The sequence below is a fragment of the Paraliobacillus salinarum genome (assembly GCF_014083865.1).
GTDB classification, from domain to species: domain Bacteria; phylum Bacillota; class Bacilli; order Bacillales; family Amphibacillaceae; genus Paraliobacillus; species Paraliobacillus salinarum.
Genome location: NZ_JACEFA010000014.1, coordinates 16,271 through 42,231, shown reverse-complemented (window position 1 = coordinate 42,231; position 25,961 = coordinate 16,271). Strand labels below are relative to the sequence as shown.

Below are 25,961 nucleotides of genomic sequence, written 5' to 3'. Positions count from 1 at the left end.
ATACAGGATATAATGAAAGCGTAATCACGACATGTATATACAAGTTTTGTTTTTTGCGAGTAGAAGTCAAATGATTTATTACAAGAGAGGAGATATGAAAATGGCTAAATATACTGCTGCCGCTAAGGAGTTACTGAAGCATATTGGAGGAAGCGACAACATTTCTGTAGTGACCCATTGTGCAACAAGAATGCGTTTCGTATTGAATGATACGGAACAGGCTGACAAAGAAAAAATTGAGGGAATGGATATTGTTAAAGGAACATTTACGAACGCAGGACAATTTCAGGTGATCATTGGCAATGAGGTTGCTAGTTTTTATCAAGAATTCACACAAATTGCAGGCGTAGGTGATACATCAAAAGAGGATGCGAAGGTTGCAGCAAAGCAAAATATGAATGTCGTTCAACGATTGATATCACATTTAGCTGAGATATTTACTCCACTTATCCCTGCTTTAGTAGTCGGTGGTCTAATACTTGGTTTTCGTAATGTTATTGGTTCTATCCCTGAGTTTGGCCCAAATGGAGACCAAACATTAATAGAATTATCACAATTCTGGGCAGGAACTCATGCTTTTCTTTGGTTAATTGGCGAAGCGATCTTTCATTTCTTACCTGTAGGGATTGTTTGGTCGATTACGCGTAAAATGGGAACGAGTCAAATTCTTGGAATTGTTCTTGGTATTACGTTAGTATCACCACAGTTATTAAATGCTTATGGCGTAGCGGGCGCAGAGGAAATTCCGTTTTGGGATTTTGGTTTTGCAACAGTTGATATGATTGGTTATCAAGCCCAGGTTATACCTGCTATATTGGCAGGGTTTGTATTAGCATATCTTGAGCTTGGTTTACGCAAAATTATTCCAAATGTTGTTTCGATGATTTTTGTTCCATTCTTCGCATTAATTCCAGCTGTATTAATTGCACATGTTGTATTAGGTCCAATTGGTTGGGAAATCGGCTCTTGGATTTCTGATGTAGTATATGGTGGATTAACATCAGCTTTTGGTTGGTTATTTGCGGCAGTATTTGGTTTTGCCTATGCTCCACTCGTTATTACAGGTTTACATCACATGACAAATGCAATCGACCTGCAATTAATGAGCGAATTTGGTGGTACAAATTTATGGCCAATGATTGCACTATCAAATATTGCGCAAGGATCTGCGGTAATAGCTATGATTGTCATTAATCGTAGAGATGATAAAGAAAAACAAGTCTCCGTACCTGCAGCAATCTCTTGTTATTTAGGTGTAACGGAACCAGCAATGTTTGGTATTAACCTGAAATATGGATTCCCATTCTTAGCAGCAATGATTGGTTCCATGCTAGCTGCAGTCATTTCTGTTGGAAGTGGCGTAATGGCGAATTCTATTGGTGTAGGTGGAATACCTGGTATTCTCTCCATACAAGCACAGGATTGGGTAATGTTCTTTGTATCAATGGTTGTAGCAATTGTTGTCCCAATTGTACTAACTATGCTATTTTCTAAAATGAAAATGGGTCGAAACGCATTCCAACGTCTGGGAAAATAAAACATAATAACCAAGGTTAGCAACCGTATTTTTATGGTTGCTAATCTGTCATTTATAGGAAGGTGAAAAAATGAAACAACCTTGGTGGAAGAAAGCCGTAGTTTATCAAATTTATCCGAAAAGCTTTAAAGATACAACAGGAAATGGAATTGGTGATCTGCAAGGTATAATCGAAAAGTTAGATTACCTAAAGCAACTAGGTGTAGATGTGCTATGGTTGACACCTATATACCAATCTCCACAACATGATAATGGATACGATATTAGTGATTATTATTCTATTTTTGAGGAATATGGAACGATGGCTGATTTTGAACAATTGTTGATGGAAGTTCATCGCCGTGATCTGAAATTAATTATGGATATTGTGGTAAATCATACATCTACAGAGCATGCTTGGTTTAAAAATGCCAAATTATCTACAGACAATCCATATCGTGATTTCTATATTTGGAAAGATGGAAAGAGTGGACAGGCACCAACAAATTGGCGATCCAAGTTCGGTGGTTCAGCTTGGCAATATGATGAAAACGCTGATCAGTACTATTTACATCTGTTTGATAAAACACAAGCCGATTTAAATTGGGAGAATGAAGAAGTAAGAGAAGCTATTTACAAAATGATGGACTATTGGCTTGATAAAGGAGTGGATGGATTTCGTTTAGATGTTATTAATTTAATATCGAAAGATCAAGCTTTCCCAGATGATGACGGATCTGTTCCCCCTGGAGATGGGCGGAAATTTTACACCGATGGTCCGAAAATCCATACATTTTTACATGAAATGAATAAGCGTGTATTCTCAAAATACGATATGATGACTGTTGGAGAAATGTCATCTACTTCAATTGAAAACTGCATAAAGTATACAAAGCCTGAAAGAGAAGAGCTTGACATGACATTTAATTTTCACCATTTAAAAGTAGACTACCCAAATGGTGAAAAATGGACAAAAGCGCCATTTGACTTTTTGGAATTAAAGCGAATTTTGTCAGAATGGCAAGTCCATATGCACCAAGGTGGCGGGTGGAACGCCTTGTTTTGGTGTAACCATGACCAGCCGCGTGTTGTATCTCGATTTGGGAATGACAAGGACTATCATGAAAAGTCAGCCAAAATGCTTGCAACGACGATTCACATGATGCAAGGAACACCTTATATCTATCAAGGAGAAGAATTCGGGATGACAAACCCTGGATTCGAACGTATAGAAGATTACCGAGATGTAGAAACATTAAATATGTATCAAGCAAAAGTAAGCGAAGGAATGTCTGAGCAACAAATTATAGATATTCTAAAACAAAAATCGCGAGATAACTCTCGTACACCTGTACAATGGAATAATTCAAAAAATGCAGGATTTACAAAATCTGATCAACCTTGGATCTCTGTTGCCCAAAATTATGATACAATCAATGCAGAAGCGGCTTTAGAAAATAATGATTCTATTTTCTATCATTATCAAAAACTAATTGCTTTAAGAAAAACGTATGATGTTATAACGGACGGTAATTATCAGTTGATTTTACCGGATCATCATGCTATTTTCGCTTACGTACGAGATGATGGAAACGAAAAAATAATCGTATTAAATAATTTTTACGAAGAAGAAGCTAGCTACATGCTACCGGATGATTTAGAGCTGGACCAATTCAAAGTGTCTATTCTTCTTTCTAACTATGATGATTCTAATCTGTTAGCGCAAAGGAATGGTAAGCTTCGTCCGTATGAATCGATTGTCTATCATTTAAAAAAGTAATTTTATTGGGGACGTTTGAACATGAATAAATATTTAGTGATCTATCAAGAAATTGCAAGCGAAATAGACCAAGGAAAATGGCAAGCAGGAGAATTACTTCCGTCTGAAAATGAGTTTAAAGAACTGTATCACACATCAAGAGAAACCATTCGTAAGGCATTAAACCTTCTATCACAAAATGGTTATATTCAAAAGGTCAGAGGAAAAGGATCTATTGTCATTCCTCGAAATAAATATGACTTTCCGGTTTCAGGATTAGTAAGTTTTAAGGAGTTAGCTGAAAAAATGGGAACGAAGCCAAAGACAACAGTTCACCAGCTCTCTTTGATCAAACCTACAACGTTCATCAGGAAACAACTTCAAGTATCAACAGAGCAAGAAGTTTGGGAAGTGCTTCGTGTACGTGATTTAGAAGGGGATAAAATTATTTTAGACAAAGACTATCTGGTCAAAGATAATGTTCCGCAATTGACAGAGGAAATTTGTGCAGATTCAATCTATGCTTACTTAGAGGGTGAGTTAGGCTTAACGATTAGCTTTGCCAAAAAAGAGATCACAGTGGAAGAACCTACAAAAGAAGACCGAGAACTGTTAGACATAGAAGGTTATTCTAATATTGTAGTAATCAAGAATTATGTCTATTTAGATAATGCGACTCTTTTTCAATATACTGAATCAAGACACAGACCCGACCGTTTTCGTTTTGTAGACTTTGCTAGAAGACATCATTAGAAAAGTAAAGTGAGTTTAGAATAAATAGTAATGATTTATGTTAAAATGTGATTAGGACGAACAAAAAATGGGGTATTCAATGATGAGAAAAGTATTACGTGTACTCAAACCATTTGATATTGTGATCATTGCTTTGCTAATTGCTATTTCATTTATTCCGCTGACCGTATTTTCTATGACGAAAGCAACTGAGGCTGGAGATGAAGTGGTTGCAGTAATTATTCAAGATGGAGAGGTCATTCGTGAAATTACGTTAACTGGTCATGAAGAAAATGAACAATTTATTATAGAAGGTAAAGGTAATCAGTATAATTTGATGGAAGTGGATAATGAACAAATTAGAATTAAAGAAGATAATAGTCCTGATCAAGTCGGCGTGAAAATGGGTTGGAAAGGAAAGCCTGGAGAAACAATTATCTGCCTACCTCATAAATTATTAGTAGAGATTCAATCAAAAAGTAATGAAAATATAGACGATGAGATTATCTCTTATTAAATGATAAAACCGAAGTGATATCAATCACTTCGGTTTTAAAGTACATAAAAATAGACGCTTAGGAAATGTGCTAGTGTGCCAAGTAAAATAAATATATGAAAGATTTCATGAAATCCCATATATTTTGACTCTAAAAATCGTGGTTTCGTAGCATAGATAATACCGCCAATTGTATAAATTACACCACCTGTAATTAATAAAATTAACCCACCAGTAGGAATACTCGATGCTAATGGACCTGCAACGAAAATAATCATCCATCCCATTACGATATATAACGAGGTTGATAACCATCGTGGACAATGAAACCAAACCATTTTAAAAATGACGCCACTAATTGCCACCCCTGTAATAATGCTAAATAACACCCAACCAGTTATTCCATTTAAGGAAATCAAACAAAAAGGTGTGTACGTTCCAGCGATTAAAATAAAAATCATGGAGTGGTCTAATTTTCTGAGCCATGCAATGACTTTATCTCTAGCAATAACCATATGATATGTAGCCGATGTTGCATAAAGCAGAATCATGCTAATCCCAAAAATAATAACAGCTGTAATCGCCAAATTTGACCCCGAGGTAGATGCTGCCTTAATAACTAACGCTAATAAGCCAATGAAAGAGAGAAGGGCTCCGGCTAAATGAGTAAAACCATTAACTGGCTCACGAATAAATTGGTGCATAAAAAACACTCCGATCATGATATGTGGTTTTTGATACTACATATCATGATATAATATTTTCTTTACGTAGTCAACGTTTACCTTTGACATATTTCAAGCTATAATGGAGATACATTTGTAATGAGATGAGGTGTTGTAGTGGATAATCTAAATAAATTAATTCAAGATATTAGACTGGATAACCAAGTTAGATTGGAAGACATTCCAGCTATTGATTTATATATGGATCAAGTGACACAGTTATTTGAAAATACTTATCGCGCTAGTAAACGTTATGAAGATGATAAGGTTTTGACGAAAACGATGATTAATAATTACGCAAAAGGGAAGTTGTTATTTCCGATTAAAAACAAAAAATATTCTAAAGAACATATTATGTTGATTCAATTGATCTATCAATTAAAGGGTGCTTTATCGATCAATGATGTAAGAGTTGTTCTAGAAGAGTTAAATAGAAAAATTGATGCAGAACAACTAGAGCTTGAACCGATCTATCAGCAATATGTTCAAATGAATGATGAGCAAACACGCACATTTGAAGATGCTGTGAAAACGTTGCATTCAAATGTTCAAGAAAAAGTAACAGAAGTAGATACTGATAATCAAGCTTATATCGAGCAATTACTTCTTGTGACATCTTTGATTAATATGAGTAACATGTACCGAAAATTAGCTGAGCGATTGGTAGATCAGATGGATGCATCCATGCCTGAGAAATAAAAGTACAAAACGTTTAATGAAAAAATTTAACCGCAGTATACTATAGTATACTGCGGTTATCTGATATACTGTAGTATTTATTACCAGAAAAAGAGTGGTAATAATGCTAAAGTAGCTATAGAACCTAAGGCGACGCCCCATCCAAATCCAGGTCTTGGCCCCCAAAAAGGTGATCCCCAGTATCCATAACCATACCCGCCTAAATTAGAAGGCATTGGTTGAAGGTATACGTGGGAGTTGTTGACACGATGAATGATTCCGCGGTGTTCTTTGCCATCTTTTGTTCGGATGTGTACAGGACGACCAATGTTTTTATTGCATAGATGATAATAATTAGACATAAGCATACTCCTTTCTTGCCAAGTTACTATATTTTATGATAAACGTATAGAATTGTAAGGGATACATGCCGATGTTGATAACCCAATTTTATATGTGGTCTATTTCAGAAAGAATATGCTGTGTTGGGGTGGCCAGTAATTGTTTTAAAGAAGGCTTGTGTTGTTGTGTGTATTGATCAATTAAGTAGTAGCCAACAGCATACCCTGCCCACTGTGGAATTTCATCAGATCCATACATTAGTGCATAATGCTGCACATCCCTACTAGCAATTGCTAAGTTAGGTTTTATCCAATTTATCCACATTTCGTTCATTTGTTTGTCGTTATATAAATGAATCCAAGGAGAACAATGCTTTTTCCCTAATCTTTCTTTTACCGCAAACTCTGCGATCCCTTCTAAACATACCGCATCTGCAAGTGTTAGCATATTAATCTTTGAGGAGAAAGCTTGAAGTCGGCACACATGGTTGTATTCGTGAGTGAGTAAAGCGTGTAATTGAATGTCTGTTGTTTGATCTGTAATAAATAGGAATAATTTATCTGGAAAACTCAAACCCGATACACCGTTAAAATAATGTAATAATTGATTATTAGTAAAGTCAGAAGGAAATACAAAGAGTGTTCCTTTCCGTTTGCCCCATGCTGCTTCGAGTGTTTGTAATAGTTCTTCAACCTTGTCCCAGTATCTAAGTGAAATCATCTGATTAATGATGTGCTTATCTGTAGGACCGGGAAAGAACATACCATGTTGAATGAGGTGCTGTTGTATGGAAAGAGCATCTGCATGATCAAAGTAATCGGTTAGTGGTACGCATAACTTTTCTTCGTGTAAGCGTAGGTTATCCTCAAAATATTCTCCTTTGTTGTTCATATAATCTTGCAACCAAGCAGCAGTATTTTTTATTTTCATAGACAGCCATTCCTTTTATTATTTTTTGCAATAATAAAGTCTAGCACTCAATGTATCTTTAAATTTGTTAGTTAAATGATAATGTTTTGCCATCATTTCGAAATAACGTTCATTCATGTCTTCTTGTATATTAAAATCAATAATGTTTTCTAGATGTGTTGGAACAGCTTCTATTGAAATAATATGGAGTCCAGCTTTGTAAATGGCGTTACACCACATTTCTTCAGTCAATAGACGAGAGATATTATAAAAGTTTATAATCTCTGTTTGCTCTTCTTTTTTTAGTATATCATTCGCAGTCATTTCCAATAGCATTAGCTTTCCACCATCTTTCAAGGTACGAGCATACTCATGTAGAGATTGATCGATAGATGTAAAAGCAGTAACAGATTCAGATAAAATCAATCCGAAAAAATTATCTTGGAATGGGAGGTTCTCTATATTCGCTTCTTTAAGTGTAATAGTTGGATAATTTTCTAATCTTATTTTTGCGTTCGAAAGCATGTCTTGATGTCGATCTACACCATATAGCGGATTTGGTAATGTTTGGGCTAAATATTCTAACGTTTGACCGTTGCCACAGCCAACATCCAAAATTCTTTCTTTTTGGTCTAACTCTAGTTGATTAATAATATATTTTGTTGCACTTAAACCACCGGGGTGTGCACCGCCAATGCCAAAAGTAGCAATCATATCAGTGTAATTAATGTTCATTTCTAAAAGCTCCTTTTCAAGTCTCAAAACAAGTTTTTTGTTCATGAGATAATATATGCGCGGATAGATAAAAAGGGAAGATAAAGTTAGAACGTTTCGGTTATTTACCTATGCTTAAGTTTGTAGTACGATTAAATATAATTATCAAATTAAAATCTTATGTGTATCAATGAAAAGTGGGTGAACGACTTGGAAAAGAAAGAGCTAGAATTATTAAAGCTATTAGAAAAAAACGGACGCTTGGAAGTTGAAACCATTTCTAAGATGATTGATCTTACTGTAGATCAAACAAAAGAAATGATGGAAAAGCTGGAAAACGAGTGTGCTATTTTAGGTTATTCTACGCTAGTCAATTGGGCAAAGGTTCTTCAGTATGAGGGTGTTACTGCAATGATTGATGTGAAAGTTACACCAACACGAGGAGCAGGATTTGATAAAATAGCTGAACGTATCTATCGTTTTCCAGAAGTAAAAGCACTGTATCTCATGTCAGGAGCATACGACCTATCTGTTTCTGTTGAAGGAAAAACAATGATGGAAATTAGTCGTTTCGTATCCGATAAATTATCTACATTGGACACGGTTGTTTCTACAACAACACATTTTGTCCTGAAAAAGTATAAGCATGATGGCATTATTTTTGAGGAACCAGATGAACAAGATAAAAGAATGATGGTGTCACCATGACAACAGAAGGCAAAAATTTTGTAGCAGATCATATAAATGAATTAAAACCATCTGGAATAAGACGTTTCTTCGATTTAGCTTCTAAAATGGAAAATGTTATTTCATTAGGAGTGGGCGAGCCAGACTTTGTAACGCCTTGGAATGTAATTGAAGCGAGCTATCATTCGCTGGAGCGAGGATATACGTCTTATACAGCAAATGCAGGTTTGTTAGAGTTACGACAAGAAATAAGTAAATTTTTATCTGAAAGTTTTCAAGTGGAATATAATCCGGAATCACAAGTACTTGTGACTGTAGGTGCAAGTCAAGCAATAGATGTGGCTTTTCGCGCAATTATTAATCCCGGAGATGAAGTGATTATAGTAGAGCCGAGTTTTGTTGCTTATGTACCTGCTGTTCGATTAGCAGGTGGCGAGCCGGTTATAGTTGAAGCGACACAAGAAAATCAATTTAGGGTACAAGCACATCAAATTGAAGCAGCCATAACACCAAAAACAAAGGCTATTTTAATTTGTAGTCCTAATAATCCAACTGGTGCAGTATTAAGCAAAGAAGAAATGGAAGCAATAGCTACGGTTGTAAAGAAACATAACATTCTAGTGTTGTCCGATGAAATCTATGCGGATCTCACATATGATGAAGCATTTACTAGTTTTGCGGCTATTGAAGGTATGGCTGAACATACCATACTTATCTCTGGTTTTTCTAAAGCATTTGCGATGACGGGCTGGCGATTAGGTTATGCGACTGGGCCGAAAGAAATCATTCAAGCTATGACAAAAATACATCAATACACGATTATGTGTGCACCGACGATGGCGCAGCATGGTGCATTAGAGGCTTTGCGAAATGGCATGGATAGTGTTAAAGAGATGCGAGTTAGTTATCGTCAGCGTCGAAATTTTGTTGTGAAGGCATTGCGAGAAATGGGTCTTGAGTGTCATTTGCCAGGTGGAGCATTTTATGTTTTCCCATCGATTGAAAAGACAGGCTTGACTTCATCTGAATTTGCAGAGCAATTGCTACAGGAGCAAAGAGTTGCAGTTGTTCCAGGTGATGTATTTGGTGATAGCGGAAGAGGGTATATTCGCTGTTCTTATGCATCATCGATGAAGCAATTAGATCAAGCGATGAAACGAATGGACAAATTTGTACAATCAAAAATATAGCATAAACAGGCAGGGATTATTATAACCCCTGCCTGTTTTGTATTATTAAAGGAACTGATTAAAAATGCATCGTTTTCACCAAATCAAAAGGATAAATGTTATAATAATGCATAGATTGATAGATGGGTAAAGTATGACAATAAAATTGGATGGGAGTGTTCTTTAATGGTTGTACCTACAGATATCGAGATAGCCAATCAAGTCACGAAAAAGCCAATTAAAGAAATTGCAGAAAGGGTTGGATTGCGTGATTCGGAGTGGGAGCCATACGGTAAATATAAAGCGAAAATCTCACACGACGTTTTAGAACGATTGAAAGATACTCCAGATGGAAATCTTGTATTAGTGACTTCGATTAACCCTACGCCAGCGGGAGAAGGTAAGTCAACAGTCACTGTCGGGTTAGGGCAGGCAATGAATCAGCTTGGACATCAAACGGTTGTTGCATTACGTGAACCATCACTAGGTCCAACAATGGGGTTGAAAGGTGGTGCCAGTGGTGGTGGGTACGCGCAAGTTGTACCAATGGAAGATATAAACCTCCATTTTACTGGAGACATCCATGCTATAACAACCACTAATAATGCTTTAGCTGCGTTTATTGACAATCATATTTTTCAAGGGAATGAATGCGAGATTGACACACGTAGAATTGTCTGGAAACGTGTGGTGGATCTAAATGACCGTGCGTTACGGAATGTTGTAATCGGATTAGGTGGAATAAAACAAGGTGTACCTCGGGAAGACGGCTTCAACATTACAGTTGCCTCTGAGATTATGGCGATCTTCTGCCTTGCTAGTGATTTGGCAGATATGCGTAAACGTTTAGCGAATATTGTAGTCGGTTACCGTTCAGATGATACACCTGTAACTGTCGCTGATTTAAAGGTTGAGGGTGCGTTAACTTTATTGTTAAAAGAAGCGATTATGCCTAATTTAGTCCAAACACTTGAAAACACGCCTGCAATTATCCATGGTGGTCCATTTGCAAACATTGCGCATGGCTGTAATAGTTTACTCGCCACCAAAATGGCTAGTAAACTAGGTGACTATGTTATTACGGAAGCAGGATTTGGTGCCGACTTAGGTGCAGAAAAGTTTTTGGATATTAAAGCAAGGGTTGGAGAACTTGATCCAAAAGCAGTTGTTATTGTTGCAACCATTCGCGCGTTGAAGTTACATGGTGGTGTCGCTTTAGAAAATTTAGGCGAAGAAAATGTAGGTGCACTTCGTGAAGGAATACAGAACCTTAAAAAACATATGGAAACAATTGAGTCTTTCGGATTGCCATTTGTTGTAGCAATAAATCGTTTTGTCGATGATACTGAAGAAGAAATTTCCTTCATTCAGCAATGGTGTGAAGAACAAGGTGTCGAGGTTGCTCTAACGGAGGTCTGGGAGCATGGTGGTAAAGGCGGTATAGAGCTAGCAAAGAAACTAGTCAAAACAATTGAGCAGAAACAAGCTCACTTTACACCACTATATCCATTAGAAGACTCCATAGAAGATAAAATTAATCAGATAGCCCAAAAGGTATACGGAGCGAAAGATGTATCCTTTACCCCGCATGCAGAACAACAGATCAAGGAAATGACAGCACTTGGGTGGGGGAATCTTCCTATTTGTATGGCAAAAACGCAATACTCTCTATCTGATGATCCTAAAAAGCTAGGAAGACCAAATGATTTCACTATTACGGTAAGGGAATTGCGTCCATCCATTGGAGCAGGATTTATTGTCGCACTTACTGGCGATGTATTAACGATGCCTGGATTACCTAAAAAACCAGCTGCATTAAACATGGATGTAGATGATCAAGGAAGAGCGATCGGCCTCTTCTAATGGTTGGAATAAATAGATGCATTTGTATATAATGAATAGTAAAGCATGGGGTATATCCCCGTGCTTTACTATTTAAATGAAGTGGCATAAATATGTTGGAGGATGTTATGAATAGTAAAGAATATCAACGATTTGATGCAATTGATTTAGCGACACTCATCAAAAAGAGAGAAGTATCTAGTCAGGAATTATTAGATGCCGCATTTCAGCGGATAGATGAAGTTAACGGAGAGTTAAACGCAGTAGTTCGGAGCCGTAAAAAAAAGACATATGAAGAAGCGAAGAAATTACCCACTGCTCCATTTTCAGGCGTACCAATTTTATTGAAGGATATATCACAGGCAATTAGAGGAGAAGTATTAAGTTCTGGATCCAAGTTATTAAAGCAAAATATAGTTACACATGATTCTAATTTTACCGCCAGATTAAAGCAACTAGGATTCTTGCCAATCGGACAAACGAACACACCTGAATTTGGTTTAAAAAACATTACAGAACCCGAAGCTTATGGTGCGACGAGGAATCCTTGGAACTTAGAACATTCTCCTGGTGGTTCAAGTGGTGGGGCTGCAGCAGCCGTTGCATCTGGTATTGTCCCTGTTGCAGGTGCAAGTGACGGTGGTGGTTCTATTCGAATTCCAGCGGCATTTACTGGGTTATTTGGATTGAAGCCGACAAGAGGCCGTACACCTGTGGGTCCGGGTACTGGGCGGCAATGGCAAGGGGCTTCTATTGACTTTGTATTAACTAAGTCAGTCAGAGATAGTGCCGCTTTACTAGATCACATGCAAACCGTTCAGCCTGAAGCAGCATTTCAAACCCCTTTATTTGAAGAAAGTTATTTAGATATTGTGAACAGACGAGTTAGTCAAAAATTTCGGATTGGTTTCTCGAATGATTCTCCTGTAGGAACGCCGGTTGGTGAGGATGCTAAGATGGCTGTTAGTCGTGTAGTTCAGTGGTTAGCGAAAGAAGGACACGAAGTTGAGGAGTGCTCGATTCCGGTTAATGGTTATCATTTAATGAAGCATTATTACAAGATGAATGCTGGAGAAATGAACAGGGTCATTATCGGTATGGAACAAGTTTTGCAACGAGAAATAACAGCGAATGATGTCGATCCTTTTACTTGGGTACTCCATCAAACCGGGAAAAACATTTCAGCGGCGATGTACAGTGAAAGTTTATCAGGATGGGATCAAGCAGCAGAACAGGTGACAGGGTTTCATAATAAATATGATTTGTTCATTACACCAACAAATGCTTATCCAGCGCCTAAAATTGGTGAACTTAACCCGTCAGAAAAAGAAGTGGAACGATTGTTAAAGGTGGATGAACAAAGCCCGGTGGACCAACAAAAGCTCGTATATGATATGTTTTTACCTAGTTTAACCTATACACCATTTACGCAATTAGCCAATTTAACGGGACAACCAGCAATTAATATGCCAGTGCATCTTTCCCAAAGTCGATTGCCAATGGGGGTTCAAGTAATGGCGCCAAAAGGGAGAGAAGATCTTCTGTTTCAACTTGCTGCTCAAATCGAACAATCAGACTTGTGGCTGAATCCTTTTAATTAGTTATAGCATTCTGTAAATAAAATAGCCGCTAGACAAGCTAATTTAATGATCATTTGTCTAGCGGTTAAAAGTAATTGTTGTATTGTCGAGAAACTAGCTTTATTTAATCACAAAATCTATGTCATTGTATTTTCTACTATACTTAATATGAAAGTCCATTCCATCGAAATACCAAGCGTCAGAGCTTTCAACAAAAAAAGTGATATCGTTGGTTGTTACTAACAATGCTGGATCATTTGGTTGATCATTTTTAGCTATTCCTAAGGAGAAGCCTTTATGAACGCCGCCATGTCCACCGTACCGTACAAAAAAGCGAACATAATCATTTGCTTTTAAATCTAATTCCTTGATAAACCACTTTACAGCAGGTTGAGTGATTGATAATTCCATAATGAATAAATCCTCCTTCACCTACTACTATACCAAAAATCAGAAAGCTATCGTTAAAAATAAAGCGGAGGCAAGTGCATGTTTTCGTGTTTCTTAGAGAAATGTAATGTAAGATCTTCAGTTAGAGTAGCAAAGAAAACATCTTCTATATCTTGAACGCCGTTGCTTTGTAAGGCGTGCAATAGCCATACTTCATCTACATATAATTGCTTTAAAACGTTTGGATAGATTTTTCCATCAACAATAACGGGATAAGTAAATTTACTTTCTATATCGCTTGTTGCAGCATTGTTTCCAATTTGATTAGATGTATGTTTTTGAAAAACGCTTAATCGTCCATTTGCTTCAATAATCGCAAGTTCAACCTCAGCCAAATCAAATATGTTATTTTGTCGGAGCATGAGTAAGATACTATCCATAGAATATTTAATCTTTTTTAGATTTTGACTCACTAATTTACCATCTTTAATTACGATCACTGGTGAAAAAGTGAAATAATGTCCTATTTTTTGATTTAAGCGAAGTGATGCAATCATTTTTTCTAGTATAGCAATAAAAATAATCGCTACTGCGGTATGAATATGCTTTATATTTGGATCTGCAATGTCAGCCCCTACCACAGAGCCAAGTGTTAATACGATTAGAAAATCAAAAACAGGTAGTTCTCCGATCGCTCGTCTACCCATAAAAATGGTTACAACTAAAAGTAATGGAAGAATAGTGAAGATTCGTGCAATCACAGTCAATATTTCAGTTAACAATACGATCACCCTCCCCGGTGCGCTATATGACTAATATGAACCAGGGAGGTGAAATGTATGAAATATTTTTTAATTAAATAGATTTAAGCGAAATGTAAGAAGGAATGCGAAGGGTTAGTGGTTTTAGAATTATATAGACCAGTAACAATCCCGTGAACATGCATATGATCCATGTTGACAATGTATATTATTTCGTTAGATTTAGCTACTTTTAAAAACCAATTTTCTCCATCTTGTATTAATCGACCCATAAATAGCTGATCATCGTATGTGGCTAAAACAAACTGTCCGTTAAAGGCCTCTGTTTGATTTTGAACAATAGCCAATTCCACCTCTCCGCTTGGATCAAGATGAGGAGAGTGGGAGGAAGCAGAGTATATAAAGTCCCCCTTTTCTGCTAAAGCGTTAGGTATTGGGAGATACGTTTCAATGTCTTCAGAAGAAAGTAGCTCAGAATGAAGTGCTTCTTGCTTTAGTAAAGGTAATAAAGAGAAATGCTGCTGTATAACCTCATTATAAGAACCATTATGTAGTGTATATTCACTATAGAATTTAGCAAAAGCATAAACAAAATGTTGGTTTTCTTTTGGAAGATTTGCTACGAAAGAATGTAGATGGTTAGAATCTTCACTAAAAAAAGAATTTTGCCTATCATCATTTAGTTCAATAGTCCCCTTTAATAACCAATCTGTTGACACATTAAAATAATTAGATAAGGCAATAATGAATTTCCCACCTGGTATGCGTTTATTATTTTCCCAGTTACTTATGTTCGCAGAATCTGTTCCGATTGATTTACCTAGTGTGGCCATCGATACTTTATTTTCCTTCCGCAACTTTTTAATCCGTGCTCCTATTGTTTTCATATTCGAGACCTCCAATAGATAGTAGTTCCTTTATACTATCATAAAATAAATATAATTACCTATAAAACAAACAAATTTTAAATAACTTATTGTTATTTTTTAGCGTTTGATTGACTATATTGATATTAATCAGTAAAATTATTTAAGGGTAAGAATAGTAAACCTCGTTGCGAAATGTATGGATATGCTACTAAATGGGTTTATATTTAGGCAACAAGATAGGGGGAAGACTTTTGTTAATGCCTAATGCGGTAAGACAATCGGTGTTCGCTATATGGACACAATTAAGCAGATATACAGTTGTTAAATAAAAAAATGATAAAAATCAATATATTCATTACATATTTACCCGTTTTTTTAAAAATCAATCCTAATTTATGTATCTATTTTACTGCATCTTTAGACATGTGAAAAAATTGGATGGTCAGGTGATAAAAATTGAGTATAATCTTTATTAAACAGCCTTCATTGTTGCGGGAGGGGATTGTGACATTCTTGCAAAGAAAATGGCAAGATGAGAAAGTGTTTGTTAGTGATGGTACAGATTTAGAAAAGTATGAAAATGATTGTGACATAGCAATTGTAGATATTATATTAGACAGTCCGTCACTAGAAATAATTCAACATTTTCAACAGTTAGGTAAAAAAGTCATTGTTTGGGTTAGTGATGAAAAAAATCCACATCTGGCATGTGTGTTTAAATTGGGTTTAACTGGTTATTTCTATCAAGGAATGGAAGAAAAAGAATTAGTAGATGCTTTAAAGTCGGTTAAATTAGGTAAGACCTACATTCATCCTATTTTAGCGGCAAGTTTACTGGAAGCTTATGTTCGAGAAAATGATAAAGAACCGAAGCAGCCGATAGATATTTTATCTAATAGAGAATGGGAAGTACTACAATTACTTTCTGAAGGCTATAATAATTTAGCTATTGCCGATAACTTGTACTTATCAGACAAAACAGTAAAAAATTACATCAGTTCTATACTTAAGAAGTTAAATGTACCAGACCGTACTAATGCGGTGTTGAAAGCCGTCAAAGAGGAATGGCTACACATATCATAATCATATAGCTTTTAATGTTTCTCTTACAGAAAGTAAATGAAATCATTATTTTTGAAAAAGCTTTGTAACCCGTTACAAAGCTTTTTTGCTTTTTACTTAATCTAATTAGCAAATAAAAAATTGATCCTTTTCTTTTATCAATCTACACATATTTTTTTCAGAATAACGGATATTATCTGTAGGAGGGAAAAAACATGCTAAAACATATGATATATATAGTGCTAATTGGATTATTATTTATGGGATGTACAAACAACAGTGCTGATCAAGCAGAAAAAGATAGAAATCAATTAGATACCGAGCCAATTAGCTTTAGTGGTGAAAATCCAGAATCGAGTAAAAAAAATGAAACCAATAGACAACCGTTACCAATCAGACCAGGACGTGAGCAGAATATTTTTACAAATGAACAGGGGATTCGAACTGCGCCGCCAGAAGAAAGCCGTAATAAAGAGAATGATCAAATCCAAGTTGATTCATCCTTTCAACAAGCAGTCATTGAACTAACGAATGCAGAAAGAAAGAAACAAGGATTAAGTGAATTACAAATGGATAAAGAACTAGCGCAAGCGGCTCAAATGAAATCAGAGGATATGGAGAAAAACAACTATTTTTCTCATACTTCACCGACTTATGGCTCTCCTTTTGATATGCTACAGAACTTAGGGATTGACTATACAACTGCAGCAGAGAATATTGCTGCTGGTCAACAATCTCCTGAAGAAGTAGTAACTGGATGGATGAATAGCCCTGGACACAGGAAAAATATCTTGAATAATAAAGTAACACATATTGGTGTTGGTTATGCTTCCAACGGCGCTTATTGGACACAACTTTTTATAGCAAAATGATAGTAGAAAGACTTATCACTGTCGATAAGTCTTTTTTTTGACAAGAAAAAAAGATAGTAGTATATTATTTCGTATACGAAATATTCGCATACGAAATAAATGAGTGTTAGAGGTGAAGAAATGAAAGACTATGCAGGTACTGAGGTTGCTACGTTAATTCGAGGAATAAATGCTGGAATTAATCAGCAGATGCGCGAAATATTTAAGGATGGTCCGTTGACGCCTCCTCAAATGATGATTGCTTTTATGTTGGCAAAGAAAAAACGTTTAAAGGTAAGTGAAATTAGTAAGAAAATGAGTCTTGCGAATAGTACAGTATCAAGCATATTAAATCGACTTGAGAATCAGGGATATATTGAACGTGTGCGTAGTGATCAAGATAAACGAGTAGTATATGTTCAAGCGACTGCATGTTTACGTGAGTTGCATGACCAACATCATCGTGTGATAAACGATTTTCTAGCTGATCTTGTCTCTGATGTCTCTGAGGAAGAATTAACTTTAATTCTTAATGGTTTAAATACATTGAATGATTTGTTGAAGGAAAAGAGAAAGGGTGAGTGAACAGTGGGAAAAAATATTGTTGAAGTGACTGGTTTGAAAAAGTATTACAAGGATTTTCAAGCAGTCAAGGGAATTGATCTTACCGTTGAAGAAGGTGAAATTTTTGGCTTCTTAGGACCAAATGGAGCTGGTAAGAGTACAACAATCAATATGCTCTCTACGATTACAAACCCTACTGGTGGTACAGCGAAGATTAATGGTTATGACAATGTCAAAGAAAAGAATAAAGTTCGAGAAAGTATAGGTTTAATTTTTCAAGAATCTACTTTGGATGAAAAGTTAACAGCAAACGAAAATTTGATGTTACATTGTAAGTTTTATAAAGTTCCAAAAAATAAGCGGGAAGAACGTATAAGAGAAGTACTACAAATTGTAGATTTAGAAGATAAACGTTCAAATATCGTAGAGACTTTTTCTGGAGGGATGAAACGTCGTTTAGAGATTGCGCGTGGTTTGCTACATTATCCTCGTGTACTATTTCTTGATGAGCCAACTGTTGGTTTAGATCCGCAAACACGAAATCATATTTGGGAATACATTTTAAAATTAAAAGAAAAAGCGGGAATTACTATATTTCTTACAACTCATTACATGGATGAAGCTGAAATTTGCGATCGTGTTGCAGTAATGGATCATGGTGAACTTATTGCACTAGATACACCAGAGAAATTAAAAAATGATGTTGGTGGAGATATTATTGAAATTTCAACAACTGATAATCAAGATGCAAAGAAAAAAATTGAAGAGAGCTATCAAGTTGATGTAACCGAAACGAGTGAGGGAAAGCTTACTTTTCAAGTGAGTGAGGGTAGTTCTTTTATAGTCGACTTTGTTAAAGAGAGCGATATACCAATTCAAACAGTTAATTTAAGACGTCCGACATTAAATGATGTTTTCTTACATCTAACTGGTAGAGAGATTCGTGAGGAAACGGTTTCGCAACGGGATTTAATGAAACGTAGTATGAGGGGGCCACACTAAAATGGAAGGTATTTATGCTATATGGCAACGGGATGTTATAAAATTTTTCAGAGATAAAGCTCGATTATTTGGATCTTTTGCTATGCCATTTATGTTCTTGATCTTATTTGGTAGTGGTATGAGTGGAGCATTGTCCTCAATGATCGGAGGAAACACAGCTGGACCGTTAGCTGATTTTGATTTTGTTGAGTTTATGTTCCCGGGTATTATTGGGTTGACTGTTTTTAACACAGCGATTTTCTCGGCATTGTCCGTCGTGCAGGATAAAGAATTTGGCTATATGCGTGAAATTCTTGTTTCTCCCATGTCGCGTGTAAGCATTGCGATTGGGAAGGTGCTCGGAGGGAGTACAGTTGCTGTTATTCAAGGACTAATGATGCTTGTTTTTGTACCGTTTATCGGTGTGTCTATTAATTTTTTCATGGTACTGAAATTAATACCTGTTATGTTTTTAGTTGCATTCGCGATTTCATCGATTGGCTTGTTAATAGCTAGTTCATTAAAAACATCACAAGGATTCCAAATGGTTGTACAAATTCTTATTTTTCCAATGTTATTTTTATCAGGAGCAATGTTTCCGCTTAATGGTATGCCAGCGTGGATGGATGTCATCGTGAAGATCAATCCATTAACTTATTCCGTTGATATGTTTAAGAAAATCATATTACAACCAGAGCAAATGGCTCCAGCTCTCAGAGAGGCGATGGGTCTCGATTTAACTATTTTTGATCACGTGATTACATTTTCACAAGAAATAATTGTTGTGCTAATAATTAGTGTTATTTTTGTTACCTTAGCAACCATTAAGTTTTCAAAATCTGAGGGATAGATAATTGTACAAAAAATCATCAAATCAAAAGGTTTGGTGATTTTTTTAAAATAAATTTTATTGTATCAATGAAACCACGTGAAATCTCTTGAAAACTCCTTTCTTTATCTAATATTAATCCGTATAATAGTATATCAATACAACGGTTGTTGACATAGGGAGAGACGTTTTGTGCATAATAAAGAGCAATCACTTGTTCCGTTAAAAATGTTACTATTTAGTTTTCACGGAGCTAATACAATAGTTATTAGTTTTTTACCATTATTACTACAGTTTAGAGGTTTGACAGGAACGGAAATTGGCTGGGTGTTGGCGGTAGGCCCAACCGTATCTATTTTTTCACAGCCTTTTTGGGGTTACATGAGTGATAAATACCAGACCGTTAAACAAATTTTATTAATTTGTTTAGTAGGTCTATTAATTAGTAGTGTTTTTTTCTTTCAAATGACTGTACTCCCTCTATTATTGATGATGGCAGGGATTTATTACTTTTTCACCGCTCCAATTGGTGCGTTGGCAGATAGTCTAGCACAACGAAGAGCGGATGCTTTAGGGATTTCTTTTGGGTCGATTAGAACTTGGGGATCATTAGGTTTCGCCGTGTCTTCACTTGTGATTGGGCAAGTTCTAGAAATAATCGGCATTGAGAATCTTGTCATACCGTATTTCATTATGGGTGTTTTAACCCTAATTTTAGCATTTCGCTTGGTTGATGTGAAAGTAGACGTTGATCCAATACAATTTGGCGATTTGAAAAAGCTTCTTAGCAATCGGCCATATATTATTTTCTTAGTACTCATATTATTCATGACCGTGACACATAGAACAAATGATAGTTATATTGGATTATTTCTTGAACAGCTAGGTGGAAATGAGAGTCTCATTGGTATTGCTTGGTTTGTTGGGGTTACGAGTGAAGCATTGGTTTTTGCTTTTGCTCATTTATGGTTTAGAAAATTTCATCCGTTAATGTTTATCATTGCTGCTGGTGTAATGTTTACCATTAGATGGTTCTTGTACGCAATGATTAACGAACCATTTATCATTGTAGGATTACAAGTTTTTCATGGATTAACTTTTGGTGTGTTTTATTTGTCGGCATTTCATTATATTACACGTCTTATTCCAAAGGAGCTACAGTCAACGGGTCATTTAGTATTTATGTCAGTCTTTTTTGGAATATCCGGAATTATTGGTTCTTTAGGCGGGGGAGCAATCATTGATTGGCTTGGTGGAAATACATTATACTTCTTTATGGGAATTACCGCGCTTGTTGGTACAATATTAATGATAGTTTATCATCTTTTGCCTTTTTGGAAGAAATAAGGATTTGCTGTACGTAAGGAGATGTATTCGTGGATGAGAAAAAAATAACAAGCGTTTGTTTATTGGCTGGAAAAATTATGTTAAAAAGTGGTGCGGAAACCCATCGTGTAGAAGATACGATGGTACGGATAGCTATTGCTTTTGGAATGGATAAAGCTCAAAGCCATGCAACACCAACTGGGATTTTGTTCTCTGTGGAGGAAACAGCACCTACTAACTTTACACGCATTGTTAAGCGTTCAACAGATTTACATAAAGTAACGCAAGTAAATAGTATTTCGAGGAGTATTTCCGAGGGCTTAATCACAATTGATCAGGCGCTCCAGCAATTAGAACAGATAGAATCAGAAATACATGCCTATCCAACATATATTCAAGTCACTGCTGCTAGTTTGGCAAGTGGATGCTTTACCATTATGTTTGATGGTCAATGGATAGATTTTTCACCTGCTTTTATTGCTGGTGGTATAGGTTATTCAGCTATGGTTTATCTTCAACAGATAGTAGAAATACGCTTTTTTGCTGAATTTTTGGCATCCTTTTTCATTGGTGTAGTTGCAGCTTTTTTTGTTCATATTGGAATCGGTGTAGCATTGGATAAAATTATTGTTGGATCTGTCATGCCACTTGTACCTGGTTTGTTAATTACGAATGCAGTACGTGATTTAATGGCAGGGCATTTGGTTTCTGGCTTGTCAAAAGGAGCAGAAGCCTTTTTAACGGCATTCGCAATTGGTGCAGGCGTTGCGGCTATTTTCTTAATTTAGTGAGGAAGTGTTGATTATGATTATTGGGCAATTCGTTACAAGTTTTTTTGCTTCAAGTGGGTTTGCGGTTATTTTTAATGCACCAAAAAGATCCTTGTTTCAATGTGGTATGGTTGGCATGCTCGGCTGGAGTGTGTACATCATCTGTATCGATCAAAACATAGATGCTGTGGTCGCAACATTGGCTGCTTCTATTTTAGTAGCTGTGTTGAGTCAGTTATATGCAAAACTACAAAAGATGCCAATTATAATTTTTAATGTAGCTGGAATTATTCCACTTGTTCCAGGAGGTTTGGCATATGATGCAATGCGCCAATTTGTTGAAAATGATTATAGTTTAGCAATCCAACTAGCTGCGAAGGCATTGTTGATTTCAGGTGCAATTGCACTTGGTTTAGTATTCTCTGAAATTATTAATCAAATTATAAGAAGAATAAGATGGAAAAAATTGAAAGAAGTATAAAATTTAGAAAGTAAAGGTGTTCGTAATGGAATTTATAACAGTGTTAGTTCCAATTTTTTCTGTGTTTGCACTCGGATTTATTGGAAAGAAATTATTGGGGATTGAGGTAAACTCAGTGGCAACGTTGGCCATTTATATCCTCACTCCTTTTTTAGCATTTCAAACTTTTTATCAAAACGCAATTAAGCTGAATCATATCTATATGTTTATCTATTTAGCACTATTAGCCCTTTTTACTATTTTAATTTGTTATATGGTTGGATTTATTAAAGGTTGGTCGAAAAAACAACGAAGTAGCTTTATTTTATCATCTTCTTTTATGAATAATGGAAATTATGGTGCACCGCTCGTTCTTTTAGTTTTTGGAGAAACAGGTTTTCAGTATGCTGTCATTCTTATGGTGTTACAACAACTCATTATGAGTACGGTTGGAATTTATGTAGCGGCACAAGGAAGCCAAGTTGAACAAGCATATTCTCCGTTCAAGGAAGTCTTGAAAGTCCCGATTATTTATGGGGCGATAGCAGGCATCATCTTCAATGGACTAGGTATTAATCTAGCTCAAGAAATTACAACAGTAGTTAATATGGTGGCAGATGCAGCAATTCCAACTGTAATGATTGTGCTTGGTATGCAATTAGCAACTATTTCATTAAGAAAAATGGAATTAGGGAATTTATCTATAGCGCTAGTAATTCGGTTAGCGATTGCACCACTTATAGCATTTGTTATTACGTTATTTTTACCTGTCGATGAAATGGTCAAGCAGATAATGATCTTAACAGCTGCGATGCCTACAGCTGCAAATACGACAATGTATGCTGTTAAATTTAACGCCAACCCAATGTTTGTTTCAAGTGCTACGTTAATCAGTACGCTATTAAGTGTTGTCACATTGCCCATTGTATTAGCAATTATCATGTAGAAGGTCGGATCGCGATTAAAATGATACGATTCTAACAACGAGTAATGTGCTAATTTCATTTTTTGTTCAATAAGTAAGGATGAAAATGTTTGTAAAATACAATATAATGTAATAGAGTGCCAATTTATCAAGGAGGATTACTAATGAAGAAAATACTACTTGCATGTTCGGCTGGAATGTCAACAACGCTTTTAGTTTCAAGAATGAGAGAAGAGGCAAAAGTACGGGGGATAGATGCAGAGATCTGGGCCGTTACACAAGATCAAGCACCGTCTGAAATGGAACAAGCTGATGTATTATTGATCGGCCCGCAGATGAAATTTTTAAAAGAAAAGCTATCAAAAATTGCCGATGAATTAGAAACTCCACTTGATGTGATTGATCCTAAGGCCTATGGGAGAGTGGATGGAAAAGGTGTCTTAGATCAAGCTCTAGCGTTAATAACAAAGTAACTTATTGTTTTAATAAATGAAAAAGGAAGAATATTATTGTCTACTATAAAAGAAATTGCTGAAATGGCCGGCGTGTCACGTTCAACTGTATCAAGAGTTTTAAACGACTCAGGCTATGTTAGCGAAGATGCAAGAAAACGTGTAGAAAAGGTAATTAAAGAAACCGATTATATGCCTAGTGTACAAGCAAAATCATTGCGAACAAAAAAAACAAAAGTAATCGGGGTTATTGTTCCAACTATTCGAACGGAAACCTCGAGTAGACTTGTTGCAGGTATGGATCATGTTTTAGCAGCGTCTGGTTATCAAATTCTACTTGCAAATACAAATCAAAATAGAGAAAAAGAATTAGAGTTCTTGCAATTGCTTAAAGTTAGACAAGTGGATGGAATCATTTTAGCTGCAACAAACACGAACCAAGCACTTGTTGATAAACTAAAAGCCTTGGATGTTCCGCTTGTCGTCATTGGTCAAGAGATTGATGGTGTGTCAAATGTATTATATGACGACTACCATGCGGCCAAAGACCTTACACAATTATTAATTGAGAAAGAACATAAGCGAATTGGGTTTATTGGTGTAGATGAAAAGGACCGTGCGGTAGGGTACTTGAGAAAACAAGCATTCATAGATACGATGAATCAAAATACGATTAATATAGAAAAAAATTGGATTCAAGAAGCAGTTTTTGATATACAATCGGGGTATCGTGCGATGGAAAGAATCGTGCATGATTCTAATGAAAGACCGACAGCGATTTTTGCTGTGACTGATCGTCTTGCAATCGGTGCAATGCAGTACTTGAAACAACATAACTATCAAGTCCCGACAGATATGGCAATCGCCAGTATTGGTGCATCTGAAGTATCAGAGCATATGACTCCTCCGCTTACAACAGTTGATTATCAAAATGAACTTGCAGGGGAAGAGGCAGCGAAGCTATTAATGCATGAATTAATCAATCAAGAAAGCGTTTCAAAAAAAGTGATGTTAGGTTATAGACTTTTAATTAGAGATAGTGTATGATAAGAGATGAAATCGATTTCATCTCTTTTTTTATGATTAATGTGGGATCGATACCATATATTTTTTTATTTTTATGGGATCGATCCCACAAAAAACACAAAGGAGTGAGTAGATAATGTCAGACAATCGTAGAGTAGCAGAAGAAATTATTGAAGCAGTAGGTGGAAAGGACAATATTTCTTCCGTCGCACACTGTGCGACTAGACTTCGACTAATGGTAAATGATAAAGAAGTCATTGATCAAGAAGGGGTAGAGGGAATTGATAAAGTGAAAGGTGCATTTTTCAATTCTGGACAATATCAAATTATTTTAGGTACTGGTACGGTTAATAAAGTTTATGAAGAAGTGCAAAATTTAGGATTGGAAGGTACATCTAAAGCAGATCAGTCGAAAAAAGCTGCGAAACAAGGGAACATTTTGCAGCGCTCGATTCGAACCTTGGGAGATGTATTTGTTCCAATTATTCCAGTTCTAGTTGCAACCGGTCTTTTCATGGGTCTTCGTGGTTTAGTTATGCAAGAACAAGTTTTAAATATCTTTGGGTTATCTCCTAGTGATATATCAGAGAACTTCTTATTATTCACTCAAATTTTAACAGATACAGCATTTATCTTTTTACCTGCTTTAATCGCATGGTCAGCTTTTCGAGTGTTTGGTGGTTCACCGATTATCGGTCTTGTATTAGGGTTGATGCTTGTTAGTCCATCTCTACCGAATGCTTGGGGAGTTGCTGGTGGAGAGGTAGATCCTATTTACTTTATGGGATTCATACCAGTTGTAGGTTATCAAGGTTCCGTATTGCCAGCATTTTTCGCAGGTTTGATCGGAGCGAAAGTAGAACGTTTTATTCGAAAGCGAGTTCCAGAAGCGCTTGATCTTATTGTAACGCCATTTTTAACCTTATTAATTATGATTGGCTTTGCCATGTTTATTCTTGGACCAACTTTTCATGTCGTAGAAGAATACATTCTACAAGGGACGTTAGCTGTATTAAGTTTACCAATCGGTCTAGGTGGGCTGCTAATCGGCTTCTTAAATCAAATTATAGTAGTAACAGGTGTGCATCATATCTTTAATCTACTAGAAATTCAACTGTTGGAAAGTATCGGAAACAACCCATTCAATGCAATTGTTACAGGTGCTATTGCTGCACAAGGGGGAGCTGCATTAGCAGTAGGATTAAAGACAAAATCTAAAAAAATGAAGGCATTAGCTTTGCCATCATCTTTATCTGCATTTTTAGGGATTACAGAACCTGCGATCTTCGGTGTGAACTTAAGGTTAGGTAAACCGTTTTTAATGGGACTAATTGGTGGTGCTGTAGGTGGATTCTTAGCATCTCTATTTGGCTTAGCGGCGACAGGGATGTCTATTACAGTTATCCCGGGAACATTGTTATATTTGAATAATCAACTATTTCTATATATCTTTGTTAACCTTGTATCTATTGCAACAGCTTTTGTGTTGACTTGGATGTTTGGTTATAAAAATACAGAAGAATAACACATTTGCTTGGGGGACGCT

Annotated in this window: 28 protein-coding genes; 21 read left to right on the top strand and 7 right to left on the bottom strand. The window is 36.1% G+C overall.

Annotated features, from left to right (window positions below; genetic code table 11):
• The first annotated feature begins 100 nt into the window (after nucleotides 1-100).
• The 4 genes from treP (at nucleotide 101) to HP569_RS12005 (ending at nucleotide 4,524) form a co-directional block, all read left to right on the top strand.
• The gene (gene treP / locus HP569_RS12020; protein ID WP_182201420.1) at nucleotides 101-1,537 is read left to right on the top strand and encodes a PTS system trehalose-specific EIIBC component; all 1,437 of its coding nucleotides are present in this window, start codon (nucleotides 101-103) and stop codon (nucleotides 1,535-1,537) included.
• Between the two features lie 70 nt (nucleotides 1,538-1,607).
• The gene (gene treC / locus HP569_RS12015; protein WP_182201419.1) at nucleotides 1,608-3,296 is read left to right on the top strand and encodes an alpha,alpha-phosphotrehalase; all 1,689 of its coding nucleotides are present in this window, start codon (nucleotides 1,608-1,610) and stop codon (nucleotides 3,294-3,296) included.
• Nucleotides 3,297-3,317: 21 nt separating this feature from the next.
• On the top strand, nucleotides 3,318-4,028 hold the full coding sequence (gene treR, locus HP569_RS12010) for a trehalose operon repressor (protein WP_182201418.1): 711 nt from the start codon (nucleotides 3,318-3,320) through the stop codon (nucleotides 4,026-4,028).
• An 82-nt stretch (nucleotides 4,029-4,110) separates the two neighbouring features.
• The gene (locus tag HP569_RS12005) at nucleotides 4,111-4,524 is read left to right on the top strand and encodes a NusG domain II-containing protein (RefSeq protein WP_182201417.1); all 414 of its coding nucleotides are present in this window, start codon (nucleotides 4,111-4,113) and stop codon (nucleotides 4,522-4,524) included.
• Nucleotides 4,525-4,559: 35 nt separating this feature from the next.
• Here HP569_RS12005 and trhA read toward each other — a convergent pair whose 3' ends face one another.
• The gene (trhA, locus tag HP569_RS12000; RefSeq protein WP_182201416.1) at nucleotides 4,560-5,207 is read right to left on the bottom strand and encodes a PAQR family membrane homeostasis protein TrhA; all 648 of its coding nucleotides are present in this window, start codon (nucleotides 5,205-5,207) and stop codon (nucleotides 4,560-4,562) included.
• A 138-nt stretch (nucleotides 5,208-5,345) separates the two neighbouring features.
• Here trhA and HP569_RS11995 point away from each other — a divergent pair, with 138 nt between their 5' ends.
• Nucleotides 5,346-5,927 carry a DUF1836 domain-containing protein gene (locus HP569_RS11995; RefSeq protein ID WP_182201415.1) on the top strand — a complete coding sequence of 194 codons (582 nt, stop codon included), beginning with the start codon at nucleotides 5,346-5,348 and terminating at the stop codon, nucleotides 5,925-5,927.
• Nucleotides 5,928-6,007: 80 nt separating this feature from the next.
• Here HP569_RS11995 and HP569_RS11990 read toward each other — a convergent pair whose 3' ends face one another.
• From HP569_RS11990 to HP569_RS11980, 3 genes are all read right to left on the bottom strand, one after another.
• A complete protein-coding gene (locus HP569_RS11990) occupies nucleotides 6,008-6,274 on the bottom strand; it encodes a hypothetical protein (protein WP_182201414.1) in 267 nt (88 codons plus the stop codon).
• An 82-nt stretch (nucleotides 6,275-6,356) separates the two neighbouring features.
• A complete protein-coding gene (locus tag HP569_RS11985; protein WP_182201413.1) occupies nucleotides 6,357-7,178 on the bottom strand; it encodes a DUF2268 domain-containing putative Zn-dependent protease in 822 nt (273 codons plus the stop codon).
• Nucleotides 7,179-7,196: 18 nt separating this feature from the next.
• Nucleotides 7,197-7,892 (bottom strand): class I SAM-dependent methyltransferase, encoded by a 696-nt coding sequence (locus tag HP569_RS11980; RefSeq protein WP_182201412.1) that lies wholly within the window; start codon nucleotides 7,890-7,892, stop codon nucleotides 7,197-7,199.
• A gap of 189 nt (nucleotides 7,893-8,081) precedes the next feature.
• On the opposite strand from HP569_RS11980, the gene HP569_RS11975 reads away from it, so the two are divergent.
• The 4 genes from HP569_RS11975 (at nucleotide 8,082) to HP569_RS11960 (ending at nucleotide 13,170) form a co-directional block, all read left to right on the top strand.
• Nucleotides 8,082-8,579 (top strand): Lrp/AsnC family transcriptional regulator, encoded by a 498-nt coding sequence (locus HP569_RS11975; RefSeq protein WP_182201411.1) that lies wholly within the window; start codon nucleotides 8,082-8,084, stop codon nucleotides 8,577-8,579.
• Nucleotides 8,576-9,748 (top strand): aminotransferase, encoded by a 1,173-nt coding sequence (locus HP569_RS11970; protein ID WP_182201410.1) that lies wholly within the window; start codon nucleotides 8,576-8,578, stop codon nucleotides 9,746-9,748. The genes HP569_RS11975 and HP569_RS11970 overlap by 4 nt, the downstream gene beginning before the upstream one ends.
• 165 nt (nucleotides 9,749-9,913) lie before the next feature.
• Entirely contained in the window at nucleotides 9,914-11,590 is a 1,677-nt protein-coding gene (locus HP569_RS11965; RefSeq protein ID WP_182201409.1) for a formate--tetrahydrofolate ligase, read from the top strand.
• 107 nt (nucleotides 11,591-11,697) lie between these two features.
• Nucleotides 11,698-13,170 carry an amidase gene (locus HP569_RS11960; protein ID WP_182201408.1) on the top strand — a complete coding sequence of 491 codons (1,473 nt, stop codon included), beginning with the start codon at nucleotides 11,698-11,700 and terminating at the stop codon, nucleotides 13,168-13,170.
• 99 nt (nucleotides 13,171-13,269) lie between these two features.
• On the opposite strand, the gene HP569_RS11955 is transcribed toward HP569_RS11960, so the two are convergent.
• From HP569_RS11955 to HP569_RS11945, 3 genes are all read right to left on the bottom strand, one after another.
• Nucleotides 13,270-13,560, bottom strand: coding sequence for a HesB/YadR/YfhF family protein (locus tag HP569_RS11955; protein WP_182201407.1), 291 nt, complete (start codon nucleotides 13,558-13,560; stop codon nucleotides 13,270-13,272).
• A 53-nt stretch (nucleotides 13,561-13,613) separates the two neighbouring features.
• Complete coding sequence (locus HP569_RS11950; RefSeq protein WP_182201406.1) at nucleotides 13,614-14,330, bottom strand: DUF421 domain-containing protein; 717 nt, start codon at nucleotides 14,328-14,330, stop codon at nucleotides 13,614-13,616.
• Nucleotides 14,331-14,404: 74 nt separating this feature from the next.
• The gene (locus HP569_RS11945; RefSeq protein WP_182201405.1) at nucleotides 14,405-15,187 is read right to left on the bottom strand and encodes a helix-turn-helix domain-containing protein; all 783 of its coding nucleotides are present in this window, start codon (nucleotides 15,185-15,187) and stop codon (nucleotides 14,405-14,407) included.
• Between the two features lie 486 nt (nucleotides 15,188-15,673).
• Between HP569_RS11945 and HP569_RS11940 the strand changes: the two genes are divergently transcribed.
• The 12 genes from HP569_RS11940 to HP569_RS11885 all read left to right on the top strand — a co-directional run bounded on the left by HP569_RS11940 (nucleotide 15,674) and on the right by HP569_RS11885 (nucleotide 25,940).
• Complete coding sequence (locus HP569_RS11940; protein WP_182201404.1) at nucleotides 15,674-16,252, top strand: response regulator transcription factor; 579 nt, start codon at nucleotides 15,674-15,676, stop codon at nucleotides 16,250-16,252.
• Nucleotides 16,253-16,446: 194 nt separating this feature from the next.
• Complete coding sequence (locus HP569_RS11935; protein ID WP_182201403.1) at nucleotides 16,447-17,103, top strand: CAP domain-containing protein; 657 nt, start codon at nucleotides 16,447-16,449, stop codon at nucleotides 17,101-17,103.
• Nucleotides 17,104-17,202: 99 nt separating this feature from the next.
• Nucleotides 17,203-17,667: a MarR family winged helix-turn-helix transcriptional regulator gene (locus HP569_RS11930; RefSeq protein WP_182201402.1), complete on the top strand. Its 465-nt coding sequence runs from the start codon at nucleotides 17,203-17,205 to the stop codon at nucleotides 17,665-17,667.
• 3 nt (nucleotides 17,668-17,670) lie between these two features.
• Nucleotides 17,671-18,648 carry an ATP-binding cassette domain-containing protein gene (locus HP569_RS11925; RefSeq protein WP_246367152.1) on the top strand — a complete coding sequence of 326 codons (978 nt, stop codon included), beginning with the start codon at nucleotides 17,671-17,673 and terminating at the stop codon, nucleotides 18,646-18,648.
• Nucleotide 18,649: 1 nt separating this feature from the next.
• A complete protein-coding gene (locus tag HP569_RS11920) occupies nucleotides 18,650-19,477 on the top strand; it encodes an ABC transporter permease (RefSeq protein WP_182201401.1) in 828 nt (275 codons plus the stop codon).
• Between the two features lie 171 nt (nucleotides 19,478-19,648).
• Nucleotides 19,649-20,803, top strand: coding sequence for an MFS transporter (locus HP569_RS11915; protein WP_246367142.1), 1,155 nt, complete (start codon nucleotides 19,649-19,651; stop codon nucleotides 20,801-20,803).
• 29 nt (nucleotides 20,804-20,832) lie between these two features.
• Nucleotides 20,833-21,570, top strand: a complete 738-nt coding sequence (locus tag HP569_RS11910) for a threonine/serine exporter family protein (protein ID WP_182201400.1) — start codon at nucleotides 20,833-20,835, stop codon at nucleotides 21,568-21,570.
• A 16-nt stretch (nucleotides 21,571-21,586) separates the two neighbouring features.
• Entirely contained in the window at nucleotides 21,587-22,033 is a 447-nt protein-coding gene (locus HP569_RS11905) for a threonine/serine exporter family protein (protein WP_182201399.1), read from the top strand.
• A gap of 25 nt (nucleotides 22,034-22,058) precedes the next feature.
• Entirely contained in the window at nucleotides 22,059-22,958 is a 900-nt protein-coding gene (locus HP569_RS11900) for an AEC family transporter (RefSeq protein WP_182201398.1), read from the top strand.
• Between the two features lie 143 nt (nucleotides 22,959-23,101).
• Complete coding sequence (locus HP569_RS11895; protein ID WP_182201397.1) at nucleotides 23,102-23,410, top strand: PTS sugar transporter subunit IIB; 309 nt, start codon at nucleotides 23,102-23,104, stop codon at nucleotides 23,408-23,410.
• Nucleotides 23,411-23,446: 36 nt separating this feature from the next.
• Complete coding sequence (locus HP569_RS11890; protein ID WP_182201396.1) at nucleotides 23,447-24,436, top strand: LacI family DNA-binding transcriptional regulator; 990 nt, start codon at nucleotides 23,447-23,449, stop codon at nucleotides 24,434-24,436.
• A 115-nt stretch (nucleotides 24,437-24,551) separates the two neighbouring features.
• Nucleotides 24,552-25,940, top strand: a complete 1,389-nt coding sequence (locus HP569_RS11885) for a sucrose-specific PTS transporter subunit IIBC (RefSeq protein ID WP_182201395.1) — start codon at nucleotides 24,552-24,554, stop codon at nucleotides 25,938-25,940.
• Nucleotides 25,941-25,961: the final 21 nt, after the last annotated feature.

What these genes read in the sequence shown, in the direction of transcription:
- treR (WP_182201418.1), top strand. Translation starts at nt 3,318, where the DNA reads ATGAATAAATATTTAGTGATCTATCAAGAAATTGCAAGCGAAATAGAC.
- HP569_RS11930 (WP_182201402.1), top strand. Translation starts at nt 17,203, where the DNA reads ATGAGTGTTAGAGGTGAAGAAATGAAAGACTATGCAGGTACTGAGGTT.
- HP569_RS11900 (WP_182201398.1), top strand. Translation starts at nt 22,059, where the DNA reads ATGGAATTTATAACAGTGTTAGTTCCAATTTTTTCTGTGTTTGCACTC.
- HP569_RS11960 (WP_182201408.1), top strand. Translation starts at nt 11,698, where the DNA reads ATGAATAGTAAAGAATATCAACGATTTGATGCAATTGATTTAGCGACA.
- HP569_RS11905 (WP_182201399.1), top strand. Translation starts at nt 21,587, where the DNA reads ATGATTATTGGGCAATTCGTTACAAGTTTTTTTGCTTCAAGTGGGTTT.
- treP (WP_182201420.1), top strand. Translation starts at nt 101, where the DNA reads ATGGCTAAATATACTGCTGCCGCTAAGGAGTTACTGAAGCATATTGGA.
- treC (WP_182201419.1), top strand. Translation starts at nt 1,608, where the DNA reads ATGAAACAACCTTGGTGGAAGAAAGCCGTAGTTTATCAAATTTATCCG.
- HP569_RS11895 (WP_182201397.1), top strand. Translation starts at nt 23,102, where the DNA reads ATGAAGAAAATACTACTTGCATGTTCGGCTGGAATGTCAACAACGCTT.
- HP569_RS11990 (WP_182201414.1), bottom strand. Translation starts at nt 6,274, where the DNA reads ATGCTTATGTCTAATTATTATCATCTATGCAATAAAAACATTGGTCGT.
- HP569_RS12005 (WP_182201417.1), top strand. Translation starts at nt 4,111, where the DNA reads ATGAGAAAAGTATTACGTGTACTCAAACCATTTGATATTGTGATCATT.
- HP569_RS11955 (WP_182201407.1), bottom strand. Translation starts at nt 13,560, where the DNA reads ATGGAATTATCAATCACTCAACCTGCTGTAAAGTGGTTTATCAAGGAA.
- HP569_RS11965 (WP_182201409.1), top strand. Translation starts at nt 9,914, where the DNA reads ATGGTTGTACCTACAGATATCGAGATAGCCAATCAAGTCACGAAAAAG.
- HP569_RS11985 (WP_182201413.1), bottom strand. Translation starts at nt 7,178, where the DNA reads ATGAAAATAAAAAATACTGCTGCTTGGTTGCAAGATTATATGAACAAC.
- HP569_RS11920 (WP_182201401.1), top strand. Translation starts at nt 18,650, where the DNA reads ATGGAAGGTATTTATGCTATATGGCAACGGGATGTTATAAAATTTTTC.
- HP569_RS11945 (WP_182201405.1), bottom strand. Translation starts at nt 15,187, where the DNA reads ATGAAAACAATAGGAGCACGGATTAAAAAGTTGCGGAAGGAAAATAAA.
- HP569_RS11885 (WP_182201395.1), top strand. Translation starts at nt 24,552, where the DNA reads ATGTCAGACAATCGTAGAGTAGCAGAAGAAATTATTGAAGCAGTAGGT.
- HP569_RS11980 (WP_182201412.1), bottom strand. Translation starts at nt 7,892, where the DNA reads ATGAACATTAATTACACTGATATGATTGCTACTTTTGGCATTGGCGGT.
- trhA (WP_182201416.1), bottom strand. Translation starts at nt 5,207, where the DNA reads ATGCACCAATTTATTCGTGAGCCAGTTAATGGTTTTACTCATTTAGCC.
- HP569_RS11935 (WP_182201403.1), top strand. Translation starts at nt 16,447, where the DNA reads ATGCTAAAACATATGATATATATAGTGCTAATTGGATTATTATTTATG.
- HP569_RS11970 (WP_182201410.1), top strand. Translation starts at nt 8,576, where the DNA reads ATGACAACAGAAGGCAAAAATTTTGTAGCAGATCATATAAATGAATTA.